Origin of the sequence: Rhodophyticola porphyridii, from assembly GCF_003688285.1 — a bacterium.
Taxonomy (GTDB): domain Bacteria; phylum Pseudomonadota; class Alphaproteobacteria; order Rhodobacterales; family Rhodobacteraceae; genus Rhodophyticola; species Rhodophyticola porphyridii.
On record NZ_RCNT01000002.1, the window covers coordinates 417,937 to 437,478 of the forward strand.

Below are 19,542 nucleotides of genomic sequence, written 5' to 3' on the forward strand. Positions count from 1 at the left end.
GGCCTTGGCTGTGCTATATCGTTATCCGCTAGTTAACGCACCGGTTCTGGTGCCTGGCCGCTCGGAGACGACGTACAGGAAGACCTCATGTCCGTATTTGAAGAACTCGCCGCGCTGGAAGAGCGTAAACAAGAGCTGTTGGCAAAGGCTAAAGCAGATGCCTTGGCGCGCGCTGAAGCCGCTGTGGCGGAGCTCAACCAGCTTGGTCTCGCCTACCGCTTGACCGCCCCACGAAGCGCCGGAGCCGCCACGACTCGACGGGGCGGCGTGCGGGAAACGGTGCGTCAGGTCATTTTCGCCGCGCCGGAAGGAATTGCCCGCGTGACGATTATGGAGGCTGTAAACGCGACCGATAAACGCAGTCAGCAATCGGTCGCCAATGCGCTCGCCGCCCTCAAGAAGGCCGGTCTGGTGGAGAGCAATCAAGGTATCTACAAACCTGTTTCTCAATGAGCGACCAGGTTAGTTACCGCAACTAAGTCTGGGTGTTGGGCAAACCCAACGCATCGCTCCTCATACGACTTCATAGCACATCCCATTGCGCGACGTTTTTTCCGTGACTCATCCCCTTTTCAGGGGATGGTTGGTCGGGCGAAGTCTCAGGGTTTCAACTTCGCCCACCTGTGTTGCTTTGGAGATGAGAAATATCTAACCGGAAATACTGCAATACTAACTGCTAGTACCATTTGACTCATCTCCGTTCATCCGCATTACTACTCCGAATAACTGGGGAGAGTACCATGCGCGTCAACTTCACGCATTCAGATGTCACCAAAGGAATACTCCGTAAAACAACTCATCCGGTGGTAACGGTGAGTGTTACGTTTTCAGAAGAAGAGCGCGCGCTCATTAAGCGCGAGAACTTCGATACCTATGTGCTTTTGGAATGTGTGCCACACAATGCCCGACCCGACCGCGACGAGCGCATCTACTATCTCACGGTGCGCAATCTGCTGCGCGGCTCGTATGAGTTCATGGCCGAGAACCATGTGGACGCGAAAGACTTCGAAGCGGCGGTGGTCGAACGGCTGAAGCTGCTGAAGACCCTGCTCGAAGAAGGCAGCACGGCGGCCAAGAGCAAGACTGTTGAAATCTGATTTCTTCGAAGAGATTGCCGGGCTGGTCATTATCTGTGGCCTCCTGGCCGTCACCTTCACTCTGGCGGTCTTTCTCACGCCTTATGTGCTGCTCATCGGGGGCACCGGGCTCTTGGGTTACATCTGGTATCACCATCCGGCGCGGCGCGAGCAGGAAAGCCGGGAGCTCACGCTGGCGCTCTATGAAGACGTGCTGCGGCAAACGAAGACGGTCTCGGTCACGGGTGAGCTGGAGCGGGCCCTGGCGCATTACCCGGACGCCATTCGCCTGCAAGTGACGCCAATTGCCGAAGCGCTGTTGCGGGGGGAGCTCCTGACCCCTGACGTGCCCGAGCCACCTGCGGTCTGCAACTCGGTGGAAGGTGCGCGCTATCGCGATAGCCTGGCCAAGATATCTCAGAACAAATCCGATAGCCGCAAAGTACGGTTAGCGGTCGGCATGGTGGCGGAGGCGATAGACGCGGTGGCCGGGCAGGCGCCCGAGAGTGAGGGCACAGTGATGGCGGATGTGGCCTATTGCCTGAAGGACACTCGTGAGGCGGTTACGCAGGCGGCGATGCCCTTCTACCAGGAGAATGACTACAACCTCTTTGCGGGGCTGCGGGAGACCATCGACCTCAACCTGGCCCGCGCCAAGGGAGTCTACCCCGAAGACTACACCAAGCCGGATGTGGTGCAGGCCTATCTCCAGGGCACACCCCTGGAATGGCTGTTTGAGCTGAAGGTGCCCTTCGGCGTGCCGGAGCCCCTGCGCTATGAGCACTGCTTCATGGTGGCGGGCACCGGCCACGGCAAGACCCAGACCATCCAGCATCACATTGCCCATGACCTGGCGGATTTGGGCCAGAAATCGGTCATCGTGATTGATAGCCAGCGGGAGCTCATAGACAACATCCTGCGGCTCGATATCCCGAAAGAGCAGATTGTCCTCATCGACCCCGAGGACATCGACTATCCCGTGGCCATCAATCTCTTCTCGGCTGGTGGTGACCGATTGGCGGGCTATTCGGCGCTGGAGCGGGAACAGCTGCGCAACTCAGTGGTGGAGCTCTACGAGTTTGTGCTGGCATCCATCATGGATACCAGCCTGACCGGCCAGCAATCGGTCATCTTCCGCTATGTGACGCGGCTGATGCTGGAAATCCCCGGCGCCACGCTGCACACCTTCCTCGATATCCTCGAAGGCGGCGACTATCGCCAGTATATCGACCGGCTGGAAGGCGTGGCCCGCTCCTTCTTTGACAACCAGTTCAATGACCCGGGCTTCAAGCGGATGCGCGAAGCGGTCATCCGGCGGCTCTACCTTATCTTGGAAAACCGTATCTTCGACCGCATGTTCTCCAACCCCGAAAGCAAGTTCGACCTGTTTGCCGAGATGAACGCGGGCAAGCTCATCCTTATCAACACGTCCAAGGCCACCTTGAAAGAAACCGGCACCAAAGCCTTTGGCCGGTTCTTCATTGCGATGATTGCCCAAGCGGCGGCGGAGCGGGCACTTATCCCGCGCGATGACCGCATCCCCTGCATCGTCTATCTCGATGAGGCGCAGGAGTATCTGGACAAGAACGTGAGTGTCATCCTGTCTCAGGCCCGCAAGCAGAATATCGGGTTGTTCATGGCGACCCAGGACTTGGAGCATATCCCGAGACCCGTTCTGAGCTCCATCCAGGCCAATACGTCCATCCGCATGGCCGGTGGTACCTCGGCGGCAGATGCCCGCGCCATGGCCTCCGAGATGAACGTGTCCGTGGATGCCATCAAGGATGTGCCGAAGCTCACCTTCGCCACCTATGTGAAAGGCTTTGTCTCGCGGGCCATTCCGGTGACTTTCCCGGTGGGCACGATGGAGGCGCTGCCCAAGCGTGATGCTATGGAGGAGCTGCGGGCCTATCAGCGGGCGCGCTATGCGGTTGCGCCCAATGTGGCGGGCGAGGGGTTCACCATGCGCGATTCGGGGCGCAAGCCTCCGGCGGAAGAGCCGTTCGAGGACACATGGTGACCCAGGCTGCCCCATCCTGACCGTCCTCCTCAGAGGGCGCTCAGGCGGCTAGAATGGACCCATGCCGCGCCGTCACCGCCTCACCCCCGAGAAGCACCTCAAACACGCCCCCTGGCGCTTCACAGCGACCGACAAGGCCGTCCTGACTCGTCTGGCGCAGTATCGGTATCTGAAGAGCCTCACGCTCCAGAAACTGACCGGACGACCCATCGCGACGGTGAACTACTCCCTGCGCAAGCTCTTCGACCGGCGCCTGATAGACAAGCCACACCGGCAGGTGGAGGGGTTCAACCATCTCAACGCCCCAGACATCTACGAAATCAACGCGCGGGGCAGGCGCTGGCTGACCGAAGAGGTGCCGGAGGTCACGACGCTGAGCCGGACGCACACCGAGGGGCCGCCCAAGCACTTCGCCCATAGCGTGGCCATATGTGATGCGCTGGCAGAGATTGAGCTCGAAGTGGCGACGGCGGGTAACGCGTTCATCCCCGCAGCCACCATCCTGGCCAAAGCAACCGTGCCAAACCCGCTGAAGATGCCCTGTACCATCGAGCACACGTTCCCGAACGGCAAGCATGAGCGGCTGGAGACGTTCATCATCCCCGATGGGGTGTATGGGGTTAGGTATCCTGACGGGAGGTCTGAGTTGGTGTTTTTGGAGGTGGAGCGGTGTAATCCGCGAAACCCTCAGACCTTGTTTCGTGCTTCACTGCTCCGGAAAACCCTCTCATATCGCGCGTTACGGGAAGCTGAAACGGCAAGATGTCTAGGCAAGAAATCCTTTGGTGTTCGATTTATTGGACTTAGCGACCGCTGAGTTCTGCTGTGATTTGAGCTTTTGAATGACTGCGCACTACTTTGAAATGGGATTTACGGGCAGGTGTGTATGGTACAGGAACCCTTTGCGACACGCTGAGGGCCGTTAGCGACCTGTTGACACAATTGAAACAAATATCACTTTTTCGTGATGCGTTTCGTAACTCGATGTCGTCGAATTCTTGTCGCGAGTTTTTACAAGCTGCGATTATCTCTCCTGTAATCACCAGTCGAAATTTTTGCACTCTAAGAATACAGCAGTTGTTTCAAGCTTGCGTATTGGTTGTTGTGCGTTCATAGTCTTGCACAACATGTAGCACGCCAGCCTACGGGGTGCATGTCCGAAAGAACATCCTTCTGGGCTCATTCCCCTGAAGGCAGCCATGACTGGGAATGATTGGGAAATATTGCCGATGCGAACGACTTTGAGAATGGCCATCGTTACGTCAGGAAGCCGCATGGTCAATATTCTTGACGGGGCGGGGGGGCTCTGGCTACGAACGCTCTTGGGCTGGTCTACTGCTCATCAACGCCGGGGTTTTCTGAGGTGACTCCGGGTGGTGCGTCGGGGGGAGCGGCTTGGAGCGTGTAGAAACCGCCCGGCATCCTGGGGGGAACTAATGTCGGAATGTCTTATGCCTTTGACGGTGTCTCGATTGGGTGAGTTCGAACAGCGCACTACGTGTGCCACCGCGCCCACGTCGCGTCGACACACTCCTAGTTATCCACAGCCTTGCAGCTATGCATCTGACCACCTACATGACATAGTAAAGAGAGTAAGAGATGCGGACATACGTGCCACAAAGTTGTCTCATTCTCGCCTAGCTCTTTCCGCCGTCGCGACGAAAGAACGCCGTGATGCGGGGCCAGAGTGCGCTCCAGAACCGCAAAAGAGCTCCGACGATACCGAGTGCGACATACACCAGAAACGCCCACGGAAACAGCTTCGTGGCCAGTTCGAAGTCATACGCGCTGGGGATGACCTTAGCTGCATAGTGTGGCGTTCCCGTGGCCATGTACGAAATGTGCGCGAGGCGTTCGAGGTGGTGAAGAAAGTTAGACGGCATATCGGCCTCCTAAGGGCTGGTGTAGCTGGGAGGGCTGTAGGAAGCCCGCCGAGCTGGAGTTGCGTTGCAGTGACTCCATAATACGGCAGCGGGTTGGGTTCTGCCTAGCCCGCTGTCCACAAATCCATCCACAGAGCGCGACGCTTTAACCCGAGGAAATCACTCGGGTTTTTAGTTGTCCCCTGTTAAGCAGCTGAATCAAAACAGCAAGTCGGGATTTCAGATAAAAATATACTGGGTTTGCGAGAGTTTTCTTTTTCGATATTATAGAAATCAAACCTCTAGCGGAGCCATCAGTGGACGCTTCTTTGACAAAGAACCCGCGAATCATCATCGAAGTTATCCGCGAACTTATCGATTCGGACTTTGAAGGGAATGTCCAGAGGGCGGCGGAAGAAATTTCTCGCGTTGCCTTGGAGGATAAGCGGTCAAAGCGGGACTACAAGGTAATCTCCGCCAGCATTCTCTATGCTATCATGGCCGACAAGTCGCACATCAAGTTCAGCCAGGTGGAAATGATTGCCACCTATATTGGTATTCCCGTTGGTGTGTTCCTCTTCCTGACCAGGATTAGAGCCAGCAGACGGGACAACAATGGAGCTGATTTGCAGTATCTGAAGAGCGTCTACGCGGTTTTGGGGGAGGTGTTCGAGCAGAACAGCGCCCCAGTGAGCTACGAAAAGATAAAGGAGATTGGGTCTGGCAACGTCCAGCTCTCGCTCTGGGAAGAAGACTCATCCGACGGCCCTTGATGTTGCCCTGCGATTAATGACACCAAAACTCATCACCGTCCGGCCACCGCCGAGCGAGCCCTTCCTCAATCAGGATGTCCCCCACATCACGCCCGTTGATGTATATGGTGGCCAAATCACGTCCCCGGCCCCCGACCGCGCCGCTCGGCACCAGCTCCCAATCGTTGGTGTTCAAGAGCTCAGCCAGCCGCGCTGACGCCTGGCGCGCCAACGCCACCTCTGCCGCGCCGCCGCAGACATCCGTATATGGTTCCGGTGTATCGAAACCCTCCAGCCGGTACTTGGTGCCCTGGAGCCAGAGCGTGTCGCCGTCCACAATGCAGGTGTAGCGATTGGGACTGTCGCAGAGCGCGATGGACTGACCCGATGCCGCGACGGCTATCGCAAGTCCAAAGGCAACGGCGACGATGGCAGTGAGTATTCGCATGTCTTGCTCCAGGTGACGGGTGCGTGCTTCATAGAACTGGATTTGGGTAAAACAATGACCACTCGGCCAGTGCCGTACCACATATTTGGACTTGCTTCACCGAAATGTTCGCGTAATGTTCTTCTGATGTCTCGGCGCTCCACACCACAGAAGAAGATTGATGAGCGGGCCTTCCCGGTGCGGGTGCGGTTTGCCGTGCCCGAACGGGGTCTCGGCGCACGGATGGACGACCTGCACCGCTGGTTGGCTGCTGAGGTGGGGTCAGGCGAGTACGCCGTGCATTCGTCAAGCGCGCTCGCCATGGATGCTACTGGTGTGTATCTCCGGGATGTGGCCGGGGCGCAGGCGTTGCTGCAGGCCTTCCCTGACCTGATGCTTGCCGATTGCCTCGACCGGGGCATATACACGTCTCCAGCCCACAGTGCGGCCTGGTCGGGACTGGATATCTTCAGCGTGTGCAACCTCTATTCAATGACCAAAGGGCAAGACGCTATCCGAGAGATAGCGAAGGCCTGGGACGACCGTACCGGGAATATGCCGCCCCTATCGGGTATCTTTCCGGACTATGCAGCCCCTGTTGTTTGGAATGGTGAGGCGGGACGGGTTCTGTCCATGATGCGGTGGGGTATGCCCTCGCCAGCCTTTGCCCTGAAGAACAAGAAGACTGACCCCGGCGTGACCAATGTACGGAACACGAAGTCTCCCCATTGGCGGCGCTGGTTGGGCGTCCAGCACCGCTGCGTGGTACCGTTCACATCGTTCTCTGAGTACGAGAAACAGCCTGGACAATCCCCGACACCGGTGTGGTTTGCGCTTGGCGATGACCGTCCGCTGGCCTTTTTCGCGGGTATCTGGACGAGTTGGACATCGGTCAGAAAGCTGAAGGAGGGTGAGACCACCAACGACCTATTCGGCTTCTTGACCACGGATGCCAACCGAGAGGTCGGTGCCATTCACCCCAAAGCGATGCCGGTTATCTTGCAGACAGCCGAGGAGATTGACCGCTGGCTCACTGCCCCAACCGAAGACGCGCTGGAGATGCAGCGCCCGTTGCCGGATGACAGTCTACAGCTGGTCGCCAAGGGAAACCGGGAGGATGTCGCGTAAACGGTTCTGGTGAGCACTTCCAAGCAGATTTAGCGCCACATCCGCTCAGCAATGGCCAATTCATCCGCTCCAAGCGCGTTGGTATAGATGGCGGTCGTGGTCATCGACGCATGACCCAGCCACTTTTGCACCATGTTGAGCGGCACCCCGCATTTGATGGCATGGATGCCATAACCGTGGCGTAAGCCCTTGGGGCAGGCCTGCGCGCCGATGATATCAGCGCGGGCCATCACAGACTTCACCCACCGGTAGGCGGTAACCCGGTTTAGGGGACGGTCGCCATGCGTCCAAAGCGGGGCGTGCGGCATTGCCATGTCCAAAGCATGTACTTCCGCCAGAAGCACCATCAGCCTTGCAGGCACCGGCACCTCGCGAAAAACCCCAGTCTTGCGTCGTTTCAGGGTTTGGAAGGTGATGGTCTGCGCGTCGGGTTGGACAGCCGAGGTCGTCAAGGCTAGCGCTTCGGAAATCCGGCACCCGGTCAAGAGCAAGGTCAGGCAGAGGCTCTGCACCTGGGGTGCAGCGGCACCGGTCGCCCGCAGGAAACGCTGCCGTTCCTCGGCATTGATATAGAGGCGCTGGCGCGCCGGATTGTAGAGCTTCATAGAGGAAACGGATTGAGCGTCATAGTTTGGGCCAGCCAACATTAAACTGGCGGCGTACGTCCCAAGGCCTCAAAGTGTGGCTTGAGTGAAACACTATTGCTAATAGTGTTTCAGCGGCAGATAAATGCTCTACAACAACAGCTTAGCCGATTGCCAGCATACGCTATCTGATGCAGTGAGGGAGCACAACATCCTCAACACCTTGGACTTTGACGATTGTACACTATTAGCAATAGTGTTTCAGGGTGAGTGTGGGGAAAGCTCTTCAAAACAATGGTCTAGCCCATAATCTTTATGGAGAGACCTATGAAATCCCTACTCTCGGCAGCAATGCTGGCGTTGCTTGCCCTTCCCGCAAACGCCCAAGACGGCGACGTTGACTTCTCGGGCGCCTATCTGGGCCTGAACGTAAATCGTTCGAGCTCCGACTCTTTCGATTCAGCATCCGTGGTCTCGGCCACATCCAACGGATTGGCGATCAGCGCTGGCTACCTCTTCGATGCCGGAGATTTCGTGGTGGGCGGTGACCTCACCTACCGCCGGAGCAATTACTCTGGGACGAATGTGACAACAGCAACGGCGCTGGATGGAACGATTACCGGTGCAGCAGTTGGTCTGAGAGTGGGCTACCCGATGGGACGCATCATGCCATACTTTGGCGCGCGGGTCGGACGTGGCACGGACGATTTTGGAACCGGTTCGTTCGATTTCAACTCCCGGGAGATTACGGTTGGAGCCGAGTTTGCGCTGACCGAAAGCGTTTTCACGAACCTGAGCGTCGAGCGGATAAGGCTCGACTATCGCGGTACCGACCTCAACCTGCGTAGCAACGTAGTCGCACTGGGCCTGAGCTACCGGTTCTGAGGCTTTGACACGACGCGGCTTCACTCCCGCGGCTCAGTCAAGCCGCCAGGTGTAGGGCCAGCAACCAGTTTGGAGGGAAGTGATGCAAAACACGTTGAGAAAACCGGCCCGGACACTCTGTACTCTTGTCGCGCTGGGGCTGGCGACAACGCTGCTGAGCGGCTGCCTGACGGCGGCAGCGGTCGCGGTGCCACTCATAACCACGGCGGGCATGACAGCTGCCACTAACACCTCAGTCGACCGAACCGTGAGCCACGCGGCACGGGTCAGTCGGATGAACTGCGGTCAGTTGCGGACAGAATACGCCCGTCTGCAGCGAGACACCCTGGGTCGGGTCAATCCGATGGGTGGCTGGGCCGGTCGGCGCGCGGCAGTAGTGTCTGCTGCCGCCGATAGAGGCTGCAACCTATCCAGCTAGGCAAATCTACCCCGAACTCTGTACTCAATCGAAGGAGAAAATCATGACAGTCGGAAGTGGTTTTGGCGTGGCAGCGCTCATCCTTGTGGTCATCGGTGCCATTATGCCGTTCATTGGGCTGCCCATGTGTTGGGTGGCCTTGGGCTTGGCGACCATCAGCGCGTTTGCAGGGTCGCGCGGTTGGCCCGTTGCGGTGGTCGCGATTGCCGCCGTCGCTTTCTGGTTCTTCACCCCCTCGCTGTGGGTTGAGGCGCTGGCGCATAACACCGGCTATGGTGCGGCCACGGGCAATGGCCCCATTTTGCGCATCGTGAGCCTCATCATGTTGGCCGCCCCGGTGGTGGGCATCTTCATGGCTCGCCCTGCGCAGCGTGAACACTAGGTGCGGTCGCCCGCCACATCTTCCGGGTGGGCGCAGTGCATAAAACAAAGAACTGAGTAAACGGGAGTATCTGATGCTGAGAGCACTCATCCTAGCCCTCTTGCTGCCCGGTGCGGCGTCTGCGGTCGAGGCCGATTTGCGAGATGGCATATGGCGCATTAGTGACCTGACACCCGCCTTCCTGGAGAGGTACTTACAGCTTCGCAACACCGTTGGGTTGGATGTCGAGACGGAGGGGCTGTCTCCGTTTGCGGCCAACCGGGCCCAGGAAGAGGCCCGCGAGGAACTGGAGGCGTTTTGGTCAGATTATCAAACAGACAACATCGTCATCTGGGTGGAACAGGTGCCTACCTATGTCGCGTGGGACGCCTATCAGATGGGTAGCCATCGGTTCTTGGCCTGTCTTCCCAGCCAGATTGATATTGGCGAATGGTCGGTTTTGGCTCTGCTTGCTGAACCAATGGCCCCACGTCGCAGCCCTTCCGGGCTGGGACGAGACTGCCGAACGGCTGCACAGCAACGCGGCTGGCACAACGTATGGTACCTGGAAGCGGTGAACCTGTTTGTGAACGATGACGCGTTTGCGGAACGCGTGTACGAGGCCTATGCTAACAGTACCCTTACCATCAGATACCGCTGCGTCCTGATGCGACCGCAACACAATGGCGTGGTCTGCAATGTCTCCAATGTTGAGATATTTGATACGGAAAGAGACGGGCTGGGCTTAATCTACTCGGTAAACGCTGAGCGCTATACCTGGTATTGATGGAGCAGCAGAGCTGACAGCTTAAGCGGTTCCACGGCGTGCAACCGAAATCAGGTGCGATAACGTACTCGGGCAATCTCGCCGTGTGAAATGCCTAGGATACTCTCGCGGTTAACCTGTCCTTCTGTGGGTCACGTCCTTGCTTGCCCAACCGATTTGGGATAGCTGCGACTTCCGAACGAAGTAACGGAAACATGGCCAAATTGGGTCTCAAAGACCCTTCTCTGAAAGAGTTGCGGACCTCCACAAAGAGGTGCAAAAGGCTATTGCTGACTATCAAAACCGCCAGCGCACTACGGCTTTGGTGAAAGCTGAGGCCGCCGCAAAAGAGCACGGGTTTAGTCTGAAAGAGCTTGTGGGTGGAAATGCATCCAGGAAGGTCTCTGCACCGAAGTATCGGCACCCAGACAACCCAAGCATTACCTGGACCGGCCGAGGACGGCGACCAACTTGGATTAACGAGGCGCTGGCCGCGGGGAAGTCGCTGGAAGACTTCGAGATCTAGACGGCCCTTTGCCGACCTTGACCAACCCTCGGCCATGCTGCGATAGCAGCCCGCATTGCCGACATTTGCTGCGCCAGTAAGATCAGGTGGTGGACGAATTCACAGTTCGCGGGACGAAGCTGCCATCCCAGTTTCTAAAGCGAATGACCGCAACTATGATTTGACGATCTTGCGACATCAGCCGTAGTTTGATGGTTCTGCTATAAAGGAACGCCACGATGCCAATGGAAACCTATTTGATCTACTTGGCAGCTGTCGCCGTGTTCTTCGCTACCCCGCCCGGCACCAGTCAACTTCTCATCATATCCAACAGCGTTAGGCACGGGCTAAGGCGCAGTGCATACACCATTGCCGGAGATTTGACCGCCAACAGTTTGCAAATGACGGGGGCGGCCTTTGGTCTTGCCGCGATCATCGCGACCTCAGCGACTGCGTTCATCTGGATCAAATGGCTTGGCGTGGCCTATTTGGTTTGGATCGGTGTTCAGCTTATTCTCTCAAAAGATCAGCCGGATGACGTTACCGCCAATGCATCAGGCCAATCGTTTCGACTGTTCCGTCAAGGCTTTGTGACTTCGATGGCGAACCCATTTTCCGTAGTCTTTTTCGGTGCTCTTTTTCCTCAGTTTATAGACCCGACCATGCCGGTGCTGCCCCAACTTCTCGTTTTGGGTGTTACGTATTTGGTGGTTGATGGAGCAATTCTGCTGGTTTGGGGATGGCTTGGAGTCCGAGCGGCCACGGCACTAAAGCGGTTTTCCTTCGGCCTTGTGAATAAGGTGTGCGGAGCACTTATGATCTGCGCGGCGGCGTTACTGGCGAGCAAAGACTTTCAGCCTCAGCGGTAGTCGCGAGAGCGCATTGCCGACATTCGTGCATAGCGCAGCATCGGTGAATCTGGGCTCGCTGCCACTATTAGATCGGTTGCAGCATGTTCAACTGCCTACAAGCACCAACCAGGCAAGGACGGCCCAATGCGGTCATTCGCGGGGATCGGTCTCGCTGCGTTGCAGCTTCCCCAAAGCGGCCGCTGGTAACGGTTCAAATATGCGAGCGATCAAGTCTCCACATACTGAATGAGTCGGCGCCGGGCTTCTTGGATCGACAGTTGCCCGCGTGCGCGGTTTGCGAACTGCGTAACGAGCTGGACGTTCCCATCGTAGTAGCCGAGGGAGTTGTCGATCCGGTCGAGTGACAGTCGATCATCCTGGTTGCCCCCCTCCGTGGCCGAGCGCGTCTCAAAAGGCTGGCCGGTCAAGGCGCAGCGACCTTTCTGCTTCTTCAGAAGCTGGCTCGTCAGAAGACAAAGCTCCGAGTAGTCCCCAGAGCCCACGTACTCCTTTCCGACCTTCACGGTCATCTTGCCGACACCATTCACACGTTGGATCGCGTTCGAGACTGCCCGACGTATCTCGGCCTCCAATGGAGGCTCCGGCATCACCGATCGTGCGTAGTGATATTCTGCTGGAATAGGCTCCAGTGGACCGAGCACTGCCTCATAGGCATCAAACCAAATGCACCGGTTCTGTTCCCGAGGGACTTCTGAGATCTGGATCTCACTGAGCTTGCTTCGGCGTGCCTCGAAGGCGTCCTCACTCGGCTGACCGGTGGCTGCATTCACCACCAGCATAGTGAGATCAGGGAATCCTAAAGGAGAAATTGCAAAGCTGTAGACGTCATCCAGCCATCTGCCGTTTTGCCTATTCCCATAGCCTCGAAGAGTGATCGCATCGGTGTAAGTCACTCGGCACTTGCTGATCGCACATCTCGCCAAGATATAGAGATCCTCCAAAACCCGTGCGGCGAGAGCCTCGGTCTTGTTGATACCGTAGTCCGGATAGACCTCCGGAATCTGGTCAGAGATCATCGCCAGAAGATCTGCGCGCGGTATTGGGCTTTCAACGTCCATACTTCAGTGCTCCGGTGCTCAAGGCGATCCTACCAAGTGGAGATAGCGGCGCAACACCATCGGCGTCTACTCTGGTCGCCGACTGTGCGGTATCCTGGGTCGACTATGCGTCTTTTGCGATGAAGAAGTCTCCGGCCCAGAGCTGCCGTTCACTGACCAATCAAGATGCTGCATCCGCACCCGCATACCGGCCATTCGCCGCGCGTGCGAAATGTTGGGATGGGTGAACTCGCAGAATGCGGACCCAGCCGCCCTTTCGAACTGCGAGTGCCGAATCTAGACGAAGCTCCGTCAGTCCCAAGTTCGATGGCTCGCGTCTGGCTGTGGCTATTGGAAAAGTCTAGCCGCGTCGTAGCCAAGCACGTGTCTAGGGTCGGAAAAGCCGCTTCTTTCGTTTGCGGCGTGGCTTTGATCGGTTCTTGGCTTTGCCGCTTGCCCACTTCTTCTCAAACCACTCAATTTCAGCTTTGTAGTACCGTTTAATCTCTTCGACCGACTTACTTTCCGATTCATCTTGAGAATTGTGCTCCTCCCAGCCTTTAAGCGCACTCTCAAGCTGACTCTGAATGTAAGAGGGAACATCATCGAGCAGGACGCGCAGGCACTGAGGGTAGACACCGGCAATAACATACGGCCTTCGCGCCTGCGGTTGACCGTAAGTCTGACTTTGAGCGCGCCATAGAGCTTCTGCCAGAGGCATGTCTTCGTCATGTTCGACGAAGTATTCAGCAACTTGTGCTGCCTCTGCACCGGTGACTGGAAAGAGTGTTCCGACATAGGCACGCGCTCCGGCGAACATGAAGCGACCTGCAAGTTGATGCCACGACGCGCAAGCGTTGTTAAAAATTACCGGCGAGCCATGAATTGCAAGCTCCCTCGGCATCGCAATGTAGTTGTGGTCAGCCATTTTTAGGGCCGCCGAGCCCAAGACGCGCGGTATTAGCTCTCGCTCAACAGGTTCGAGTTCCTTAGCGCGGTGCAGCTCTACGAAGTCCTTAATGGCCGTCCCGACGTCTATTTTTTCCGATTTCTTTGGATCGCTCCAACTAACTCCATCGAGCTCATGAAAGCGCTCGAATTGCATTACGCTTAGGATATCGGGATCATCCGTCTGACCAATACCAATCGCCGTATCGACAACTAAACGACGCTTCCGCCCAGAGGCATCCTCGAACTTGTACGTGAAACGATAGCCGTCGGCATCGCCGCAGTGCGTAGCGAACAGCAAGAAGTCATAAGGAAATAGCTCGACCGTGTTCGTGATGTCTCTGACGTTGGCGGTCTTCCAAGGGTAAGCCCTAACGAACACCCGGCGCTTGGCCAGTGATTGCGCAACGACCTCGACTTCCGGCGCCTGTGTTTGGCCGGGGTCCACTAAGACAGCACTTCGGACGCCCGTCGTGTTCGCATTTCCAGCAGCAAGGCCGTTTAGAACGGATACGCCGAGATCAGGATAGATTTCGAGATGGGTCGAAGGAATCTCGGGAAAGCCAAGGCCGTAGGGAATATGACTGGTGAAGAACGTCATACTTCCACCTTCGGGAGGAACGACTCCGGGGCACAGCTCTCGGACGCGCGTGGTCAGCTTAGCCAAACTGTCCGAGGCGCTCTGACCTTGGAGGTCGTACAGGCTATACAGTTCTTCAGTGAGTGCCTCGGCGACGCCCTTGTCTACTTCCGGAATGGTGAGAAGATCTGCATCGAGCGCGAATGCATAGTTGGCGGCGATCACCTCACTGAGCGGTTCACCGGCCTCGCACACGACGAGATGACTTCTTCCATTTAGCTCGTAGGTTTTTGTCCCAGCACCATCACTGAACTCAATAACCTGATCGTTCCGCAGCGCCGTGAGGAGGCCCACGCCTATGTGGCTCCTGCCCCACTTCAAGACCGCCGGAGGGAGATTTTTCTGAAGGACCCGGGCTAGGTCTTGAGCAGTGGCTGTCAAAATACTTCGCGATGGCAGGAGGTCGGCCATAGCCGCTCGTTGTTCGGCAGACAGGTCCGCAAGAGCGATCCGTCTAACGCCCGCTTTGGCAATCGCGTTGTTGCGCCGGACCGCCTCGCTTCGGCCGTCCGGTCTAGTCATTCGCGGGCCGTCGAGTATCGGCAGGTAATAGCCCGGACGATTGAAAATGCATGAGAGCCGCGCTGCCAATTCGGCGTCGTCGGATATGATGGCGAGTTGGCGGATCGGAGGGCATTGCATCGATAGACTGATGCCACGTGAATGACCCTGAGGCTACTCGCGATTGTTTGGTCCGCCGCTCTACCCGCCTCGTTCTGCGTTATTTCTGGGTATCAGTATGACGAACTAGGTGAAAAGGCTCATCGCCGCCATTAGGTAGGTTGCAGTATCTCAAAGAAACGGGCCGCGTCGGCTTGGAATGGCAACCCATTCCCGACCTTCGCCACACCAGCGAATGCCACGGTGCAATTTCGGCAAAGCAGACATTGAATTTCTTCCCAATACTACCCACTTTGAAATCAGTGAGATTTCGAGGTCAGCGCTGATGACTTTGGGTTTCACCGTCGGAGATGTCGGGGCGTGGCTGTTCATCCTCTGGGTTTGCGTGAACTGGTATATCAATCTCACCTTACCGATGGAGGACTTCATGAAAGCAACGTTTAAAACTGGTATGGATGCTCTCGCGGTTCTGTGGGCCTAGTTGGGTGAGCAGCCACGCCAACCACAAGATGGCGGTTTGGGCCCTCAGTTTGAGCTGGTAGACCGCGAGGGGGCGGTGCAAATCCGTCCCCCCACGTCACACCGGCCCAGAGCCGCCGTTGGCCAATGGGTCAAGATGCTGCGGCGCGGCCCGCCAGAGCCGCCATTCGCTGCGAGACCAACATCCGCTAGCACTTTGAAGTCGGGAACGCGACGCAAACAAGCGCTGAATACAGCAGGTTGAGCACCTGCAACACAGAGGTTTCCGCCCTGTCGCTATTGGAGGCATCGAGAGAGCCTGGGCCGCACAACATCACTCGAACCTTTGCTCGTCATCTCTGTCTCTTTTTGCCTCGCGGTCGCGCTCTTCCTGTTCCACCTTTCTTAGCTTTGGCACCACCTCTGCAAGGTATTCCGCCACTCCTGGAATTGCCGCTTCGGAGACTTCTTCAAGCGCCGTTATCCGCTGGCCAACGATGTTTGCGCGACTGCCAGACCAGCTCATTGGAGCTATGTGTTCAACAAACACCGAGAGCACTTCAACCGGGTTCGGCGAGGCCGTAATCAGCGCCAAGCCTTGTTCCGTTAGGTCATCAATTCCGCCATCACGACTACTTCCAAATGGCGAAATGGCTCGGGCAACCAAACTCCAAGCAGAGGCTTCGCCCGCGTTTGCGCACCAAGCAGTAAGATCAGTTGGTTCAATTTGAGAAAGTGGGTTCTCGAAGTGTGAGCTTCCTTCAAAGGCACGAAAACGCTTGTAATCCTTGATCTCACCTTGGAGAAGAGCACGGGTAAGGAACGGGTCGTACAAGAACTTGACTATAGTAGCGACGGCAGAGTCGAACTGATAGTAGCGCATTGCGGCCCCGTCTTCCGGGTCGAACAGACTGTCAAGCAGCTCTCCAATCGCAGCATCTTCACAATCGTATCTAAGGCAGTGCCCGAGGACTTTGGTCAGTCGATAGTCACCATTCCCGCCCGGATCGTTGTCATGTTCAAGCAAGTGCTTTGCGGCCGCCCGAAGAGCTACGCTGCGCAAGCCTGTTCCGAGCAACTCCTCAGTGTCCTTTTTATCATGAAGTCTCATAGAGAGCCCTTCCAAAAGGGCCCGCTCGCCACCTTCCTTCGTCACCATTACTCTTGCGAGCTGCTCCGCTCTCGCCGACCCTGAATCTTGATACTCCTCCCGCCAAAGCAGATCCTCAAACCCTCGGGGATTGTCCGTGCCACGGAGCGCTGCCAAGCAGCGTTCGAAGTCTTGATCAGAGAAGCTCCCTTTCGGATGGAGCATCACGATGATTGGGCGGAGCAACTCGTCAGAGGCTGCTTCATCTAGCAGCATAGCGGTCAAGGCTTCATCTGTGCTTGAAATCTCATTCAACGCACCACAAAGAACACCATAGTTAAAGTGCTTTGTATCGAGCGACTTGAGGCCGCCGACGAGTGTTTCCCATGTAGATCGACAATCCGAAGAGCACCGTATCAGGCCTTCTCCAAATGGTAATAAGTACGGAGCCCAACCCGGGTTGAACAAGCGATGGGCTTGCTCCTCAAGCATCCCATCAGACTGGCGACAGCGGCAACCCAAGATCCGCGCCTTTTCACTCAATCGCTTGCGAGATGCTTCAAATTTTGAAGGCTCCTCAGGATCGAAGTCCTCGTCCAGCGACCACATATCGTTGCCCGGATCAATGACGAGAGCTTCGATTTCAGAAAGCAAGTCTTGTGGAGCGAGCTTCTCTTCCAACGAGGCAAGGAGCGCCGCTCCGTCTTCATCTCGTTTCTCTTCTGCGACCCGCCGAAAGTCAAAATACAGCGCAGATCGCACGGCGTGCCAACCTTCCACCCAAGGCAGCTTGTCATTAATGGCATTAGAAACGTCAATAATTTCAGCGCGAAGGTCGGGGTAGCGCCAAAGCCCACGAAAGTTCGCGGCGAGGACCCTTCTGCACGATTTAGAAATTGTCTCAGAGTCGGATTGGGAGGCGTCACAGGCGATGCCGATGAAAGTCCTAAACCATTCAAGCCGCTCCTCGAAGCTTGGGCTGTGCCCATAGTCTCGTGGTCGAGCCCCAAACTCGAACGAGTTGGAGCTTGACCAACGGCTGGCCTCAAGCGCTGAGTCTAAGAGTTCGGCGCCAATCTGAACTCGCGTCTCGTTGCCGGAGTGCAGCGCAGCTCGAACGATTTCAGCCCTTTGGGCAGTAGTGGCATGAGTTCCAGATAGGTAAGCTTGGAACAAACCCTTTAGCTTGCCTCTTACGCTATCATAGTTGTTGTCCGGGTCTTCATGGTCCGCCACTACAAGCAATGCAGCAACGGCGCGTTCAAAGAACTCAGGATAATATGCAAGTCCTACCAATATGCTAAGCGCGACCGACCTAAATGAGTCTCGTGGCTCAAAGGATGCCAAGGTTTCAGGGTTTGCAAATGAAGCCTCTACCAATTCGAGTGCGCGAGCCGGAGAAACGGGTGCAATGTGCATCAAGAGTTCTCGACCGTGCTCGTTCAAAGCTGACAAGTCGGACAGGAGGCCTCCCTCGGATACCCATCCGTCTACGATTTCGACCGCTATAGGGTGCTCGTGCAGGAAGCCAAGGCGGCGGCCAAAGGACTTCAAAAGGCGCGCGCTTGCCTTTCGCTCGAAGGTGTCTGTGAGTTGATCAAGTGGAATATTGCTTAGGGCCTCGGAAGCTAACCGGTTGGCAACCGCATGTGGCAGAACGGCTCGCCAGCGCGACCTCTTCTGCGCGACTTGTCGATCAACTAGAGTTTGGGCTGCGCGATGCATTCGGAGCCTAGTCTGCTCACACAGCGCGCCCAGAAGCGCTAGCTCATCTACGCCCTCTTCGTCACTTTCAATTGAGAAAGAGTATACCAACGACAGAGCTTCGGCTTGCTCTTTGAGGCCAGAGTCAAGGTCGTGTCTTTGATAAAATAGACGATTGAAGAGTTCTTCATCCGACAACCGACCAAGCGTCTCATCAATTGGTGCGGCATCAGCGATCGCGATTGCGAGCCGAGCGTTTCCCTCTGAAAATTCTGCAATCTTTGCAGCGTTCACATTGCCCAGTTCGGGGTACCTTCTAAGGAGCAACTTCTCCGCAATTTGCGGCCCGTAGGCCTCCAACTGTACCACTTCTGTAGTCTGCGGCTTATCCTCACGGATGTCATACTCGACAGTAATCAGCCGGAGGGAATTCTCTTGCTTGGAGAGCCTCGACGCCAGCGAATTGTGTAGGTCAGAGGCGCAATTGTCTAAGACGACAGTGGCGGAAACTCCCTGCGCTATCATTGCGTCGACTAGGGCGCGAGCAGATGGTTCCGGTTCGTCACCGATATCTGCGTAGATCACTGAGGTACGGTCCAAAGGAGTGTCGCCAACCCCGTCCTCAAAAAGCGCCTGCACGAAGCGAGACTTACCAACACCTGAAAGGCCGGTGATCCTGATTGATTTTCGTGAAGCGTTTATTAGCCTCCGAACACTGTCTATGGCCTCGCCAAGCTGTAATGGCTGTTGGGAGGTTGAGGGAACGACCACTCTAACGCCATCGTCCAATATTAGGTCGTCGTTGGCGTCCACCGGAGTGGCGCTCCATCTCCCAAACGGGCGCCAGCCAGCAAGAGGTCTGCCGACAACCTCACGAACCCAAATCTGGACTGTAGGGTGCTGGCGTAGCCATAGGAGGAGGCGAGAACAATCGTAGTAGTCCACATGGATCGCATCGGGATTATCAAGACCAGCTAAGGCCTCATTCATGGCATCGATACGACGCTGATACATAGGCGGAGAGCAGTCCTCAGTCGAAGCAATGATGTAAGAGCCACTGTTTTCGACGAGTTCATGAATGATGGGTTTCGGCGTCCCTTCCGAGAGCATTTCGTCAAGTATCTCGGCACGCGCCATGCTTTTGGCCTTGGCCTGAAACACGTTGTCGGCTCTTGGGATAAAATCTCCGTCGAAGCCCTCTCGAGTTACCGTAACCCTGACATCCACCCCGCCATCGGGCGCTGTCAACGATCCTGACCATCTCACATCACGCAGGAAGCCACCGCGCGCTGATAGCTCCGCTTCGCACAGTCTAGCAACGAGTTCCTCCAGCTGACTGTCGTCTAGCTGCGCTAACTCATCTTTTCTTGGTTCAAAAATTGGCAAT

The 19,542-nt window shown here is 56.5% G+C and carries 17 protein-coding genes; 11 read left to right on the plus strand and 6 right to left on the minus strand.

What is annotated here, in order from left to right:
* Positions 1 to 87: 87 nt before the first annotated feature.
* The 4 genes from D9R08_RS06625 (at position 88) to D9R08_RS06640 (ending at position 3,913) form a co-directional block, all read left to right on the plus strand.
* Positions 88 to 453, plus strand: a complete 366-nt coding sequence (locus D9R08_RS06625) for a hypothetical protein (RefSeq protein WP_121897218.1) — start codon at positions 88 to 90, stop codon at positions 451 to 453.
* A gap of 287 nt (positions 454 to 740) precedes the next feature.
* On the plus strand, positions 741 to 1,097 hold the full coding sequence (locus D9R08_RS06630; protein ID WP_147450627.1) for a hypothetical protein: 357 nt from the start codon (positions 741 to 743) through the stop codon (positions 1,095 to 1,097).
* Entirely contained in the window at positions 1,087 to 3,096 is a 2,010-nt protein-coding gene (locus D9R08_RS06635) for a type IV secretory system conjugative DNA transfer family protein (RefSeq protein WP_121897220.1), read from the plus strand. The genes D9R08_RS06630 and D9R08_RS06635 overlap by 11 nt, the downstream gene beginning before the upstream one ends.
* A 61-nt stretch (positions 3,097 to 3,157) precedes the next feature.
* The gene (locus D9R08_RS06640) at positions 3,158 to 3,913 is read left to right on the plus strand and encodes a replication-relaxation family protein (protein ID WP_121897221.1); all 756 of its coding nucleotides are present in this window, start codon (positions 3,158 to 3,160) and stop codon (positions 3,911 to 3,913) included.
* Positions 3,914 to 4,733: 820 nt separating this feature from the next.
* On the opposite strand, the gene D9R08_RS06645 is transcribed toward D9R08_RS06640, so the two are convergent.
* The gene (locus D9R08_RS06645) at positions 4,734 to 4,928 is read right to left on the minus strand and encodes a hypothetical protein (RefSeq protein WP_121897222.1); all 195 of its coding nucleotides are present in this window, start codon (positions 4,926 to 4,928) and stop codon (positions 4,734 to 4,736) included.
* Positions 4,929 to 5,275: 347 nt separating this feature from the next.
* Between D9R08_RS06645 and D9R08_RS06650 the strand changes: the two genes are divergently transcribed.
* Positions 5,276 to 5,731 (plus strand): hypothetical protein, encoded by a 456-nt coding sequence (locus tag D9R08_RS06650; protein ID WP_121897223.1) that lies wholly within the window; start codon positions 5,276 to 5,278, stop codon positions 5,729 to 5,731.
* Between the two features lie 13 nt (positions 5,732 to 5,744).
* Here D9R08_RS06650 and D9R08_RS06655 read toward each other — a convergent pair whose 3' ends face one another.
* Entirely contained in the window at positions 5,745 to 6,158 is a 414-nt protein-coding gene (locus D9R08_RS06655) for a thermonuclease family protein (protein WP_121897224.1), read from the minus strand.
* A 126-nt stretch (positions 6,159 to 6,284) separates the two neighbouring features.
* Here D9R08_RS06655 and D9R08_RS06660 point away from each other — a divergent pair, with 126 nt between their 5' ends.
* Positions 6,285 to 7,265 (plus strand): SOS response-associated peptidase, encoded by a 981-nt coding sequence (locus D9R08_RS06660; RefSeq protein ID WP_325048867.1) that lies wholly within the window; start codon positions 6,285 to 6,287, stop codon positions 7,263 to 7,265.
* Positions 7,266 to 7,294: 29 nt separating this feature from the next.
* Here D9R08_RS06660 and D9R08_RS06665 read toward each other — a convergent pair whose 3' ends face one another.
* Positions 7,295 to 7,870, minus strand: coding sequence for a tyrosine-type recombinase/integrase (locus D9R08_RS06665; RefSeq protein ID WP_158598941.1), 576 nt, complete (start codon positions 7,868 to 7,870; stop codon positions 7,295 to 7,297).
* Positions 7,871 to 8,176: 306 nt separating this feature from the next.
* On the opposite strand from D9R08_RS06665, the gene D9R08_RS06670 reads away from it, so the two are divergent.
* From D9R08_RS06670 to D9R08_RS06690, 5 genes are all read left to right on the plus strand, one after another.
* Positions 8,177 to 8,734, plus strand: a complete 558-nt coding sequence (locus D9R08_RS06670; protein ID WP_158598942.1) for an outer membrane protein — start codon at positions 8,177 to 8,179, stop codon at positions 8,732 to 8,734.
* Between the two features lie 461 nt (positions 8,735 to 9,195).
* A complete protein-coding gene (locus D9R08_RS06675; RefSeq protein WP_147450629.1) occupies positions 9,196 to 9,534 on the plus strand; it encodes a hypothetical protein in 339 nt (112 codons plus the stop codon).
* Positions 9,535 to 9,607: 73 nt separating this feature from the next.
* Complete coding sequence (locus tag D9R08_RS06680) at positions 9,608 to 10,300, plus strand: hypothetical protein (protein ID WP_121897228.1); 693 nt, start codon at positions 9,608 to 9,610, stop codon at positions 10,298 to 10,300.
* Between the two features lie 355 nt (positions 10,301 to 10,655).
* Positions 10,656 to 10,805 carry an H-NS histone family protein gene (locus tag D9R08_RS19610; protein ID WP_407690599.1) on the plus strand — a complete coding sequence of 50 codons (150 nt, stop codon included), beginning with the start codon at positions 10,656 to 10,658 and terminating at the stop codon, positions 10,803 to 10,805.
* Positions 10,806 to 11,029: 224 nt separating this feature from the next.
* Complete coding sequence (locus D9R08_RS06690) at positions 11,030 to 11,653, plus strand: LysE family translocator (protein WP_121897229.1); 624 nt, start codon at positions 11,030 to 11,032, stop codon at positions 11,651 to 11,653.
* A gap of 209 nt (positions 11,654 to 11,862) precedes the next feature.
* Here D9R08_RS06690 and D9R08_RS06695 read toward each other — a convergent pair whose 3' ends face one another.
* From D9R08_RS06695 to D9R08_RS06710, 3 genes are all read right to left on the minus strand, one after another.
* Positions 11,863 to 12,714: a hypothetical protein gene (locus tag D9R08_RS06695; protein ID WP_121897230.1), complete on the minus strand. Its 852-nt coding sequence runs from the start codon at positions 12,712 to 12,714 to the stop codon at positions 11,863 to 11,865.
* A 367-nt stretch (positions 12,715 to 13,081) separates the two neighbouring features.
* Positions 13,082 to 14,692: a hypothetical protein gene (locus tag D9R08_RS06700; protein ID WP_147450630.1), complete on the minus strand. Its 1,611-nt coding sequence runs from the start codon at positions 14,690 to 14,692 to the stop codon at positions 13,082 to 13,084.
* Positions 14,693 to 15,695: 1,003 nt separating this feature from the next.
* A complete protein-coding gene (locus tag D9R08_RS06710; protein WP_121897233.1) occupies positions 15,696 to 19,541 on the minus strand; it encodes a hypothetical protein in 3,846 nt (1,281 codons plus the stop codon).
* Position 19,542: the final 1 nt, after the last annotated feature.

Coding starts and splice junctions, on each gene's coding strand:
- D9R08_RS06640 (WP_121897221.1), top strand. CDS start 3,158: ATGCCGCGCCGTCACCGCCTCACCCCCGAGAAGCACCTCAAACACGCC.
- D9R08_RS06655 (WP_121897224.1), bottom strand. CDS start 6,158: ATGCGAATACTCACTGCCATCGTCGCCGTTGCCTTTGGACTTGCGATA.
- D9R08_RS06625 (WP_121897218.1), top strand. CDS start 88: ATGTCCGTATTTGAAGAACTCGCCGCGCTGGAAGAGCGTAAACAAGAG.
- D9R08_RS06670 (WP_158598942.1), top strand. CDS start 8,177: ATGAAATCCCTACTCTCGGCAGCAATGCTGGCGTTGCTTGCCCTTCCC.
- D9R08_RS06630 (WP_147450627.1), top strand. CDS start 741: ATGCGCGTCAACTTCACGCATTCAGATGTCACCAAAGGAATACTCCGT.
- D9R08_RS06680 (WP_121897228.1), top strand. CDS start 9,608: ATGCTGAGAGCACTCATCCTAGCCCTCTTGCTGCCCGGTGCGGCGTCT.
- D9R08_RS06665 (WP_158598941.1), bottom strand. CDS start 7,870: ATGAAGCTCTACAATCCGGCGCGCCAGCGCCTCTATATCAATGCCGAG.
- D9R08_RS06660 (WP_325048867.1), top strand. CDS start 6,285: ATGTCTCGGCGCTCCACACCACAGAAGAAGATTGATGAGCGGGCCTTC.
- D9R08_RS06700 (WP_147450630.1), bottom strand. CDS start 14,692: ATGGCCGACCTCCTGCCATCGCGAAGTATTTTGACAGCCACTGCTCAA.
- D9R08_RS06645 (WP_121897222.1), bottom strand. CDS start 4,928: ATGGCCACGGGAACGCCACACTATGCAGCTAAGGTCATCCCCAGCGCG.
- D9R08_RS06675 (WP_147450629.1), top strand. CDS start 9,196: ATGACAGTCGGAAGTGGTTTTGGCGTGGCAGCGCTCATCCTTGTGGTC.
- D9R08_RS06690 (WP_121897229.1), top strand. CDS start 11,030: ATGGAAACCTATTTGATCTACTTGGCAGCTGTCGCCGTGTTCTTCGCT.
- D9R08_RS06695 (WP_121897230.1), bottom strand. CDS start 12,714: ATGGACGTTGAAAGCCCAATACCGCGCGCAGATCTTCTGGCGATGATC.